General features: G+C 56.5%; 13 protein-coding genes. 9 read left to right on the top strand and 4 right to left on the bottom strand.

Translation table 11 applies throughout. The annotated features are described in order from the left end of the window. Positions 1–11: 11 nt before the first annotated feature. Positions 12–872, top strand: coding sequence for an acyl-CoA desaturase (locus NITLEN_RS05455; RefSeq protein WP_219999394.1), 861 nt, complete (start codon positions 12–14; stop codon positions 870–872). A 437-nt stretch (positions 873–1,309) separates the two neighbouring features. On the opposite strand, the gene NITLEN_RS05450 is transcribed toward NITLEN_RS05455, so the two are convergent. After that, positions 1,310–2,773, bottom strand: coding sequence for an RNB domain-containing ribonuclease (locus tag NITLEN_RS05450; protein WP_121988591.1), 1,464 nt, complete (start codon positions 2,771–2,773; stop codon positions 1,310–1,312). Positions 2,774–3,324: 551 nt separating this feature from the next. Here NITLEN_RS05450 and NITLEN_RS05445 point away from each other — a divergent pair. Both NITLEN_RS05445 and NITLEN_RS05440 read left to right on the top strand, forming a co-directional pair. Beyond that, positions 3,325–3,558: a DUF2630 family protein gene (locus NITLEN_RS05445; protein ID WP_121988650.1), complete on the top strand. Its 234-nt coding sequence runs from the start codon at positions 3,325–3,327 to the stop codon at positions 3,556–3,558. Between the two features lie 601 nt (positions 3,559–4,159). Then, on the top strand, positions 4,160–4,516 hold the full coding sequence (locus NITLEN_RS05440; protein ID WP_121988590.1) for a hypothetical protein: 357 nt from the start codon (positions 4,160–4,162) through the stop codon (positions 4,514–4,516). Positions 4,517–4,622: 106 nt separating this feature from the next. Here the strand turns inward: NITLEN_RS05440 and NITLEN_RS18810 are convergent, their stop codons facing one another. Continuing rightward, positions 4,623–5,111: a thiol-disulfide oxidoreductase DCC family protein gene (locus NITLEN_RS18810; protein ID WP_121988589.1), complete on the bottom strand. Its 489-nt coding sequence runs from the start codon at positions 5,109–5,111 to the stop codon at positions 4,623–4,625. A 271-nt stretch (positions 5,112–5,382) separates the two neighbouring features. On the opposite strand from NITLEN_RS18810, the gene NITLEN_RS05430 reads away from it, so the two are divergent. The 6 genes from NITLEN_RS05430 (at position 5,383) to NITLEN_RS05405 (ending at position 9,800) form a co-directional block, all read left to right on the top strand. Next, positions 5,383–5,634 carry a hypothetical protein gene (locus tag NITLEN_RS05430; RefSeq protein ID WP_121988588.1) on the top strand — a complete coding sequence of 84 codons (252 nt, stop codon included), beginning with the start codon at positions 5,383–5,385 and terminating at the stop codon, positions 5,632–5,634. 249 nt (positions 5,635–5,883) lie between these two features. Further along, on the top strand, positions 5,884–6,306 hold the full coding sequence (locus NITLEN_RS05425) for an Rrf2 family transcriptional regulator (protein ID WP_121988587.1): 423 nt from the start codon (positions 5,884–5,886) through the stop codon (positions 6,304–6,306). Between the two features lie 57 nt (positions 6,307–6,363). Continuing rightward, a complete protein-coding gene (locus NITLEN_RS05420; RefSeq protein WP_121988586.1) occupies positions 6,364–7,431 on the top strand; it encodes an alkene reductase in 1,068 nt (355 codons plus the stop codon). Between the two features lie 489 nt (positions 7,432–7,920). Next, positions 7,921–8,421 (top strand): RrF2 family transcriptional regulator, encoded by a 501-nt coding sequence (locus tag NITLEN_RS05415; RefSeq protein ID WP_121988585.1) that lies wholly within the window; start codon positions 7,921–7,923, stop codon positions 8,419–8,421. Positions 8,422–8,613: 192 nt separating this feature from the next. Then, positions 8,614–8,964, top strand: a complete 351-nt coding sequence (locus NITLEN_RS05410; RefSeq protein WP_121988649.1) for a cupin domain-containing protein — start codon at positions 8,614–8,616, stop codon at positions 8,962–8,964. Between the two features lie 86 nt (positions 8,965–9,050). Further along, positions 9,051–9,800: an SDR family oxidoreductase gene (locus NITLEN_RS05405; protein ID WP_121988584.1), complete on the top strand. Its 750-nt coding sequence runs from the start codon at positions 9,051–9,053 to the stop codon at positions 9,798–9,800. 196 nt (positions 9,801–9,996) lie between these two features. Here NITLEN_RS05405 and NITLEN_RS05400 read toward each other — a convergent pair whose 3' ends face one another. Continuing rightward, on the bottom strand, positions 9,997–10,590 hold the full coding sequence (locus NITLEN_RS05400; protein ID WP_181416649.1) for a Tll0287-like domain-containing protein: 594 nt from the start codon (positions 10,588–10,590) through the stop codon (positions 9,997–9,999). A gap of 155 nt (positions 10,591–10,745) precedes the next feature. After that, positions 10,746–11,537: a molybdate ABC transporter substrate-binding protein gene (modA, locus tag NITLEN_RS18050; protein WP_181416648.1), complete on the bottom strand. Its 792-nt coding sequence runs from the start codon at positions 11,535–11,537 to the stop codon at positions 10,746–10,748. Between the last annotated feature and the right edge of the window lie 125 nt (positions 11,538–11,662).

The raw sequence follows: 11,662 nt of genomic DNA, 5'->3' as shown, positions 1-11,662 counted from the left end.
GAGAGCAATCTATGAGTAGACAATCCGAGGCTTCTATCAGTGCTCAGTCAGGATCTGAAGCCATTCAATGGGCCACCGCGATTCCTTTTTTTCTTGTTCATCTGATGAGTCTCTGGGCGATCCAGACCGGAGTCACTCTCGAGTTGGTTCTCCTGGCGATCGGCAGCTATTACCTGAGGATGCTGGCCATCACTGCGGGGTACCATCGTTACTTCTCCCATCGTTCCTATAAGACCAGCCGTGTCTTTCAGTTTCTCTTGGCGTTCCTTGCGATGACCTCGGCTCAGAAGGGGGTGTTATGGTGGGCTGCCCACCACCGGCATCACCACAAATATTCCGACCAGCCACAAGATCGCCACTCCCCGGTGCAACGAGGGTTCTGGTACTCCCATGTCGGATGGATCCTGACCAACGAATACGATCAGACAGAGTTCTCCAATGTCCAGGACTTGATGAAATATCCGGAGTTGCGCCTCCTCAACCGGTTTCATTATGTGCCGCCGTTTCTATACGCACTGCTGATCTATATGATATGGGGATTTCCTGGACTCGTCTGGGGATTCTTCATTTCTACGACCGTGCTCTATCATTGCACCTTCTTTATCAACTCGCTGACTCACATCATCGGCAGCGTGCGATACGACTCCCGCGATGGAAGTCGGAATAGCTTTATTCTGGCGGTAGTCTGTTGCGGAGAAGGCTGGCACAACAATCATCACTATTATCAGTCGTCGGTCAATCAGGGGTGGCGCTGGTGGGAAGTAGACTCCTCCTATTATCTCCTGGTTCTGCTGTCCTGGTTTCGGATTGTGTGGGATCTTCGCACCCCTCCTGATCATATCAAGGCTAACGTCTACGTTCCCGGCAACTAGATATTCCGGGAGCGTTCAGCCGGCTGGTCAATCCTTTCGTGTCCGTATCGTAAGCCCTCTCGCCGCGGGCGCGCCGTCACCGGTGTGACGCGTACGCGGCAGCCCATCCGCGAGACGAGATGAAACCGGAGCTGTGGCTATGAATTCACAGCGCACGGTTCAGGAATTATTCGAGCGGGCTCATGTATACCACCAGGCGTCCATGTTGAACTCTCCGAGCCCAAGCGACTCCTCAGTAAGAACACGCGTATAGAATCGATCCTCGTGGATCCGTCTGCCGGGCGCTCATGGCACGATATGATCCTGCGGCCAAACTGAAAGACTTATAGGAAAAATGCGTGCTGAAACAGTCGCTCATCGGCTCGTTCATTCGCGTGTATTCCATGTTGGCTCCAGGCATTTCTTCCTGCGGCTCATAGAATGGGCTGAAGTCACCCTCACATTCCGACTCTGGAGAAATCGATATACCCGCGCTCGACGTTTGTGCTCACGAGTTGTACGTGCAGGGTGTCTCCTACATCGAGTCCGTTCGCGCCCGTCGTCAGTTTCCCTTCCACCGGCGGATCGAGGAGCCGCACCCAGGTGCCTTTATTCGAAGCGCCGGTCACAATCGCATCGAACCGTTGTCCGACCATCGGCTCCAGCAAGAGGGCCGCGGCGGATTTGCGAAGTTGTCGCTCGACCCGTTCTGCATCGTCTTCCTTCTCGGTACAGTGGCCCGCCAGAAACTCCAGTTCATCAGGACGATAGGGCGCAGGGGCGCCGACCAGTGCGGCTTTCACTAACCGCTGAGTGATGAGATCGGGAAAGCGCCGGTTGGGAGCGGTAGAATGCGTGTAGCCTTTCACGGCCAGTCCAAAATGTTCCGGCGCGTCGTCCGTCGAGTGATCGAGCACATATTCGCCTCGTCCGATCAGTTTCACAATCGCCAGGGATAGATCCGGAAATCTGAGAGGATCGGCCTGCCGCCGTTTGACGAGGAAGGCTTCGAGTGCCTGTGCGTTGGGTTCACCCGGCAGAGATTCGCCCCAGCGTGCCGCGACCTCGATGATTCGCTGCCAGCGCTCAGGCGAGCGCAGGATGCGACGGAACGACGGTATGCCCTTACTCTTCAGGTAGGACGCAGTAGCCTGATTAGCCGCAATCATGAAATCTTCGATCAGTTCCTTTGCGCGGTTCTTTTCCTCGACGGTGAGCGCGGTCAGTGTCTCGCCGTCAAAGACCGCGTGCGGCTCGATCGTCTCAAGGCTGAGCGCGCCTTGCTGGTGGCGTCGTGCTCTGAGCCGTTGCGCGACCTGGTCTTGAAGACGGAGTTGAGCGTCAAGTCCAGGCACGTCCGTGACTCGTTCGGGGGCGGGCCCAGTTCCTGACAGCCATGCAGCCACGGCGTGATACGCCAGTTTGGCATGGTTATGGACCACCGCCCGGTAGAGCGTGGAGCTGAGCACCGTGCCATCTTCTGAGACCACGAACTCTATGACGAGCGCGAGACGGTCTTGCCCTTCGCCCAGGGACGTCAGATCCGTCGAGAGTTTTTCTGGCAGCATGGGGAAGAGGTCGCCGCAGGTATAGACCGATGTCGTATTGTGCCGGGCATGTGCGTCCAGAGCGGAATCTTTGGTGACCAGCGCATCAACATCGGCAATCGCGACCAGAATATTCACCGACCGGTTCGGTTGCAGCTTAGCGACTGTGAGCTGGTCCAGGTCCCTGGAGTCGTCATTGTCGATCGACGCCCACAGCAGTTCCCGCAAGTCGCGCAGGGAAGAGGATTGGTCAGTGGCGGGTGTCTGGATACGGCTTAATTCGGCCATCACCGCAGCTGAAAAGTCCGGCAGAAGGTCACGCTCAATCATGGCACGACGGGCGATGCTTTTGAGATCTGAACGATGACTGGTCATAAGTCCCTCAATATAAAGCCAGTGTGGATTGGATCGCGAAAAACATAAATATGTATGATGCTAGCTATAGCACGAGCGAGGTTTGGATGGCATGAATCTTCATGGGGTGTTTCCGACTGGCCCAGAATCCATCGACGGGTTGTCCGGGTACTGTACATATCATGCTTCGACAAGGTCGTCGAAGGCGCCGTGGGCGGTCCCTCGGAGATCAACCGGCGCAGCATCCGTGACCATCGCGGCCTGCTGCGCACGCCTTTGCCGACTCGATCCAGCAGGCGCCTAAGGCATACTCGATAACCGCCAGCCCTTTCGCTTAGCCGTTCTTTTGTCTATCGCGATCCAACGACAGAAGAAATCCTAGAATATTATACTGAGGGCTGTCGGCCTGACGATGTATGAGTCGCGCCCGTGCGTTGGTCGCGTATTTCTAATTTCTTCGGTCGGCAAATGGACCGGAGTGCCAGTTGACCGCAGAATGACAGGGGCGTACGATCAAAAAAACAATCAGAGCGGTGACATCTGCGTTAGAGGAGGCTCTCGTGGAAAATCAAATGGAAGATCAGCCGGTTCTCAATCGCATTCAGCGCCTGGTCAAGGAAGAGCATCGCTTGCACGAGCTCAGAGCGCATCCCGCAACCGATCAGAAACGTCTGGCGCAAGTCCAGGTCGAACTGGATCAGTGCTGGGATCTCTTGCGTCAGCGGCGAGCGCTTCGCGACGTTGGGCGTGATCCGAATGAGGCGGCGGTTCGTCCGCCCGAGGTGGTTGAGAATTATGAGCAGTAGAATAAGACGGGCCGGACGCAGAGAGGGCTAGAGGGGGAAGAATGCTGGGGGAGGCCGCGTTCGTGTTGCGCCGGACCTGGTGCAACACGGTTGTGCCTCTCTTGCGGCCAGAATTGCCGCCACGCTCATCACCGGTCACTACTGTTGCGACGTAATCCAATACCCGCCAGATTTCCTGGACGCCGGTCTGACGGCTCGGCGCCTTGATGCGTACTTCGTGGTGTACAAGACCCCCTGTAACATGAAGTCCCGCCGTGGATCGCGTAGAGCGTTTCGTCTCTCTGCACGGCGTTCGCTCGGCAACGGATTGCCCTTGCAACGCAACCCTGATCGCCGCTCGTTCTCCAGGCGTGAAGGTGGCCATCCGCACTGTGCGGGGCGAGCGAAAGCACTCATGGCATGGAGACTCGTACGGGCGTCGGCTCCGGATTGAATGCGAAGTAGGTGGTTAGCCTGCGCCAGGTAGTGCTTCTTCGATCACTCCAATCCTTTGTGAAATGAGGTTCGCTGTTTGCAGAGAGATGGTAATGGCCGCTTGTTGGACCGGCGCAATCGGTGAAGACTCCACGAGTGATGCAGGTTATATGGTGCGGAGGGGGGCATGAAAATGTATGCAGTGCTGTTGATGGTCACGATGATTCTGGTGCCGTCGCTGAGTGACGCACGTTGTCGGGATTTGCCTGAGAGCGCCAGTATGGGGAGCGAGTACGGCACCTTCCTGCTGTATCCGGCGGAGCGCGTGGTCGAGGAAGGCCAGAAGCGTGAGAGCATGGCTCTGCAATGGCTGGGGTACGGTATCGGGGTCCCGCTCTTTATTGTGACGATTCCAGTGGCGATGGCCGGGGCCGGGGTCGGCGCCGCGCTGCACCCCTGGACGACGTGCATAGAGACCGAAGGTCGATTGCCGATGAAAGAAGTTCAACGCACCGCGGTTCAGCGGCCGTCGAGTCAGGAGTAATTCGACCACGTGCTGAACCGATAGTCGAATGGAGAGGTCCGGCGCCTCTCGTGCAGAAATTTGAAGCCGGGTGCCCGCCTATAATCAGCCATTCGTCATGAAGCGTTCAGACGTTCGCATTGCGTCGTGGGGCAGGCAGGATCTGCGTCCGCTCATCGTGGTTACACAAATCTGGCTCGGTCGTTCGGAGTGGGAACGCGGCAGGTCTCGGCCTTTCCCATCCACTTGTACCGGTAGTGCGCCACAGCATCGTAATGGCATCGCGAAGTGGGCGTGGAACGACGACGAAGAGGTAGAGTAGGGGCCACAGGTCCGAGAACTGTTTTGCGACCCTCAGCGCAGCCGTGGATTTTGTGAAGACACGGCTGCGCTCTAGAAGGAGAAAGATCTCGAAGTCATTCGGGGCTAGTTGAAGCTCTTGCCGTATCTCTCCTGCGTGTTTAGATCGAAGTGTCCCGAGCGTGAACTGCCCACGGGCATCGCGATCGATTGCAAAATTGTCCCCAAAATTACACCACTGGCAAACGCCGTCAAACACGATGGCTCGCTCGTGCTTGGTCCCCTCATGGGATCCTGGGGCGAGTTCATGTTCCATCCGCTACCGTTTCTTCGCCGAACATCCGCATCTCCGCCCACCGCAAGATAGCGCTCTTGATGGTACGATCAGAAATGTAGAAACATTGTATTCGGTAGACACCAGATGAAGCCATGTCGCTCAAGGGATTTGGAGGAGAGGAGTATCGCGTGAGGGGGTGTCGGGCTTTGTCCTCGTATCGGTAAAGAATAGGAATATTCTTGCGGGATCAGGGGCCTGGTGGCACACGTAGACCATGAATCCCTCATGCCGAAAGTGCTGTGGCCGCCTGATGAGCGGTCTTTGTCTGACGACCGTACTGAGCGCCTGCGGCACGGCGCCGGTCGTTCCGGAGGTGCACAAGGGCGAACCGGCGGCCCTTGAGTCGAACGTCGTGCAGGCGCTCCAAAAACAATTGCGAGAGCGAGAGAAGCGTATTGATGAATTAGAATCTCAACTGGATCTTCTGAAAATGATTGATCAAGATGCTGAGAAACGGAAAAAGCCAAGCCGGTTGCCGGCAACTTTGACGCCTATCGAGTAACCGCCGTCGCCATCCTACCGCGCGTCTGTTGAAGACCCAGCTCGCTGCATAGTTCTCCACGATGCAGCAAGTCTCCTCCGCAACGAGCCCGCTCCTCTTCATGGTGCCGGTGGTATCCCCCCCCCCCTGAAATCCGAGTCGGAGAGGGGAATGGCAAGCGGCTATTGCCGAGACGCCGGTGATTGGAATCGACTGGTCTTTCCTCTCGGGCTTGACATCCCCATTAATTGTAACTATTAATGTTTCATTATGGCGGCTAACAGCAGATTTGCAATGGCCACCCACATCATGACCGCTTTGGGATTGCGGAGAAATGAGGTGATCAATTCAACTTACCTGGCCCGCAGTCTCAATACAAATCCTGTGGTAGTTCGCCGAATCTTAGGTGAGTTACGCAAGGCCGGTTTAGTCCACACGCATGCCGGTCGTTCCGGTGGATCAGAATTGGCCCAATCTCCTCAATCGATCACGTTGTACGAAATATTTTCGGCGGTTGAAGACTCGGGATTGTTTGCCTACAACCCGAATGATCCGAATCGGCAATGCGCCCTCAGCTGCGAAATCAAATCCGTTCTGACGCCGGTGTTCCTGTCTGTGACAAATGCTGTGAGTGAACGACTTAAAGGAATCAATCTGGCAGATCTGATCGCGAAACTTGCAAGGAAAATGTAGGCGTGTGCGCGATTAAAGCTATAACCATGTATATGACAGACTCGGGAGGGAGAGGATATGACGGCTCGACTGTTTGAACCAATTCAACTCGGCGCTGTGACGTTGGCCAATCGAGTAGTGATGGCGCCACTCACCAGATCTCGCGCTCTGGGTAATCTGCCGAACGATTTGATGGTGGACTATTATGCCGCTCGGGCCGATGCCGGCCTTATCGTGACAGAGGGGGTCTCGCCCTCACCCAACGGACTTGGGTATCCACGCATTCCCGGCCTCTTCAACCAGGAGCAGGCCCAAGCGTGGAAGACCGTTACTGACGCCGTCCATCAGAAGCATGGACATATGTTCATACAACTCATGCACACGGGGCGAGTCGGGCATATGGCAAACCTGCCATCTGGGGCCAGGATCTTAGCCCCTTCAGCCGTTCAGCTGTCCGGAAAAATGTGGACCGATAGCTATGGGTTGCAGGATCATCCGGTTCCCATTGAAATGAGCGAAGGCGAAATTGAATCGACGCTCGAGGAGTACGTGCGATCCGCCGAACTGGCAATTCAAGCGGGGTTTGATGGCGTCGAGCTTCATGCCGCGAACGGGTATCTGATCGAGCAGTTCCTCAATCCTCATGTGAATCGCCGGACCGATCAATATGGAGGGACTCCGGAGAACCGGATGAGATTCGCGCTGGAAGCGGCAAGGCGAGTCTCCGAACGTATCGGTGGAGCACGGACAGGGATGCGGGTCTCACCGTATGGGGTGTTTAACGATACCGGAGCATTTGAGGGGATCGAAGAGTTTTACGCGGAACTGAGTCGGAAATTGTCTCAGCTGGGACTCGTCTATATTCATGTGGTCGATCACGGCTCGATGGGAGCGCCGCAGGTACCGTGGAGCATCAAGCGCACGATCCGGAGCAATTTCACAGGGCTCTATATTTTATCGGGCGGCTATACCGCGGAGACGGCCGAGCGGGATCTTCTTGACGGCAAGGGCGATCTTGTCGCGTTCGGTCGCTACTTCATTGCCAATCCGGACCTTGTCCGCAAGCTGCGCGCGGGCCGAGAACTGCGACTTCCGGATCCGGCCACGTTCTACACACCGGGAGCTGCCGGGTATACAGATTATTGACGGACAGAAGACCGGTCCGTACGGAGAGAACCTGTCATGTGAGAGATTGGCAGGGCTCAATGTAGTTGATGAACTGGGTATCGCTCGCATCGGGCGGCGATGACCTCGATACTAAAGCGGCCAGGCAACGATTCCCGCAACGGCTTTGCCGTTGCGGAAGTCTCGCAAGCCGAGTGCGAGTGTTCGACCACCCGATTGTGTGCCATACGAGGTCCGGGCGAAACATCGCACGATAGTTTCTTTTCAACTCATGCCCGCGCTAGTTCTGCGGGGCGATGAAGTTACCGTCCGCGAGTGGCTCGGCAAGAAGCTATCGGATCTCTCTCTAGTCAGGCGTCACTATCCATTTAGGTATTGTTTCCTCCCGCAGAAGTCCTTGAACTCTTCCGTCTCTACGACGGACCGGTCAATCTGGTTGCCGGTCGACTCTTTGTTTGACAGTGCTGGTCTAGCACCCTATACTCGGATAAAAATAGTCTGAGTATGTATATGGCTCTCTACGCATCGAGTGTTGAATATGGGTTGCATTGCCTCCTCTTCCTCGTCGGACGTTCGGGTCCGGCCAAGACGAGTGTTGCTGACTTGGCGCAATTGCAAGGCCTCTCGCCTTCGTTTGTGGCCAAGCTGTTTACCAAATTGAAGAAGGCGGGTCTTGTCATCGCGAATGAAGGCGCCGGCGGGGGATACGAACTGGCCCGTCCCGCAGAACGGATTACGGTGTGGAATGTGGTCGAGGCGCTGGAGGGAAAGAAAGCGCTCTTTAAGTGTACTGAAATCCGTCAGAGCTGCGCCCTCTTCGGTTCGTCGCCGCCCGCATGGGCAACGAAAGGAGTGTGCAGCATCCAGGCAGTTATGCAAGAGGCCGAGGGGCGCATGAGGGAAACCCTTCGCGCGCACACGCTGGCGGATTTGGCGAGCCGAGTCGAACGAAAAGCTCCGAACGAGTTTCTGGTCGGTGTGAACGCCTGGTTTGAACGGTCAAAGAAATGATGAGCCCGTTGTCTGAGTCGTGCGCATAGTGGATGGACGGCCCTCAATATTCCGCGGCTAACGACGGCGTGGGTGGTTGAGGCGGGTGGTGTGCCCAGGATGTTAGTCGATGTGTGTGTGCATCAGTATTGACCCTATTGAAAGGAGATGGTGATGAAGGTACTGCTGTTGACGATCAGTTTATGGAGTCTCATGTGGAGTCCTCTGCTGGCCCAGCAGGCGGAAGTTACTCCACTCATGTCCAAGGCGCTTGCTGACCTATCCGGAAAGGAAGCGCTCATGATTACGGTCGAATATCCTCCAGGTGCAGTTGACCCGGTCCACAGACACGATGCTCATGTGTTCGTTTATGTGCTGGAAGGCTCCATTATCATGCAGGTAGAGGGTGGACAGGCCGTGACGTTAACGCCTGGGCAAACATTTTACGAGGGGCCCAACGATGTGCATGCGGTAGGGCGAAACGCCAGCACGACCAAGCCGGCAAAGTTTCTTGTAATGTTCGTCAAGAATCAAGGCGCGCCGGTCCTAGTGCCGGTGAAGTAATCCTGGTTGCGCGGGCATCTTCCTGAGTCAGGGGGATGCCCGCAATTTCGCAAGTTGGTCCCACGATAGAGGAGTGAGGTCATTGCATGAAGGTCGTACTGATTGGCGGCGGCGGATTCATTGGGGCCAAGTTGGTGAAGCGGCTGAAGGACCTCGGGCATGAGGCGGTGGCGGCATCACGCACTTCGGGCGTTGATGCTATGACAGGTGCCGGATTAGCCGCGGCTTTCAAGGATGCCCAGGTGGTCATCGATGTGACGAATGCTCCGTCGTTCGAGCCCGTGGCGGTAATGAATTTCTTTCAAACGTCCACGCGCAATCTGCTCTCTGCCGAAGCGGAAGCGGGGGTGCGCCATCACATCGTGTTGTCCGTCGTCGGCGCGGACCGTATGACGGAGGTTGCGTATATGCGCGCAAAGATCGCCCAGGAACGGTTGGTCATAGCCGGCCCGATACCGTACACGATCGTTCGGGCGACTCAGTTCTTTGAATTCCTCGGTGTCATTGCCGATGGGGGAACCGAAGGCGATACGACTCGACTTGCTCCGGTTCAGATGCAGCCGATCGCGGCGGATGATGTGGTCACGGTGCTCGCGGGCATTGCAGCGGGCGCGCCATCCAATAGCCTCGTCGATTTGGCCGGCCCCGATCGAACCCACCTTGTGGAAGTTGTACGCCGCCTCCTCAATGCCAAGCGTGACGCGCGTCAGGTCATTGCGGATCCCCAGGCGTTCTACTTCGGCGGAAAGCTGGATGATCAATCGTTAGTGCCGGTCGGTCCACATCTTATGGGCATGACCCACTTTGAGGATTGGCTGGGCAGTCACACCGGATAGCGGCTCTATTTTGGTGCTCTTGTCTCGGCGAGTATAGGCAGGTTGGTGATGGATCCGCTCTGGGTACGTCAGCGATCCCAGAGCCTGAAGGATCCCGTGCCCTTGGATTGGCCGATTCCCGCAGCGTGCGTGGCGCATCTCCTCGCTCAAACTCTATGTCAGCAGCCGTTGGCCGAGCCACATACTAGCCGTTTACTCATGGATGGCTGAGCGGAAAGCTGATGACGAGTCCTCCCATCACATCACCGAGTTTGAAATCCGATTTCGAAGTGTTGGGGTGTGAGTTGTGGCATTCGACGCAGGCTTTTGTGACCGCCACATCAGCATAGACCGCTCCGAACAACGGGCCTCCGTCACTCTCGATCGTGCCAAAATAGGGTTTGTTAGGATAGGCCTGCACGGCTTCAAGACCCTTCCGCTCGAATTCATTGGCCGGCGCATTGGTTTTTTTAATCGGCCACTGGCTGACCAGATGATAACGGACATTGGGGCCGGTCAATTCAGCAATCTCACTGGTCTCTTGGAGGAGTTGCACCGGTAACGGTAGGGCATGTGCGGTCTGCCAGTGTTCGGACACCGCCACTTTCCCCTCCGGGACAAGGCGGTTGATGATCTGGAGCGTATAGAAGTGCCGGTGAGCCATGACGACGGCGCGTAAATAGTCAGCCACAGTTCTGGGCGAAATGCCCGTAAGCGAGTCTGTATTCTTCGAGACGGCGAAGACATTCGGGGTGGCCAGCACGGCGAGCGTTGCCACGGCGGCGATCCAGGTCAAAGTTTTGTTCGTCATCGTGCCCTCTCTTTCCTCTAGACGGGAATTAGGCCGCAGTAAAGAACTCCTCAGATTGCCGCGTCGTGGAATTTTTGCGGTGCATCGGCCCATAGCCTATCAACGCCGGGATGCCGCACGGATGGTTCTGGCCGACAGGGAACATGGCACCTCACTCAGGGGTCGAATCCGTACTTCACCAGGAGTTTTTGTATGCGCGGGGTCATCAAGAAATCTGAAAACCGTTCTGCGACAGGCCGTAACGCGGGGCGACAGGTCGATACCACGGCTTGGCCGAACTGAATCGGTACCTGTGATCCGATGGGGGTGCCATCGCTGATGCGCACCTGTCCGCTATTGATGGTATCGACGCGGTAGACCAGACCCACATCAGCCTTGCCCGTACGAATCAATTGGATGATGTCCTCGCTATGCGGGGCATAGAGAATGTTGGCATGGGTTTTATACGTCGGATTGATTTTTGCCAGCGCCCGCGCGGAGATCTCTCCCAACGAGGAGGTGTGAGGATCGCCGAGGACGATGCGTGTGGTTCGGCTTTGCAGGGCATCGTCAAGGGACAGCAACGCGGCTGAAGAGTTCGTCGACATGACCAGGACGAGAGACGTTCTGGCGTAGATTCGAGGCTTCCCGTTGAGCGTCAGTCCCTTCTTGTGCAAGTACTCGATTTCGTCAACGCCCCCAGTCAGCAAGACATCGATCGAAGCGCCATTTTCGATTTCCCGGACGAGCGTTTTCGATGGCGTGTAGACGATCTGCACGGGCGCGTCGTATTCCCGTTCAAACATCGGCAGAATTTCGATGAGAGCTGGCCGTAAGCTGGGGGGCGCCCCGACCGTGAGCGGTTCAGCCCGCACGGGCGCGCAGATTCCCAGGACGGCTGCCAATCCGGCGATCGCGGCAACCAAGGATGGTGACAGAAGGCGGGGAAATGTCGTGTGATGTGCCACCAGTTCTCCTTCGTCCGTCTCATGAAGCGCGTGACTGCGTACCAGAGCACGGACTGTGTTAACACGGAGGCTCGCGAGATTATAATAGGATGAGGAACGTTTGGGGAAGTGAAACGTTTGGGAAG

The sequence above is a fragment of the Nitrospira lenta genome (genome assembly GCF_900403705.1).
Taxonomy (GTDB): domain Bacteria; phylum Nitrospirota; class Nitrospiria; order Nitrospirales; family Nitrospiraceae; genus Nitrospira_D; species Nitrospira_D lenta.
The sequence above is the reverse complement of the archived record's forward strand: the minus strand, read 5'-3'. Positions and strand labels throughout refer to the sequence as shown.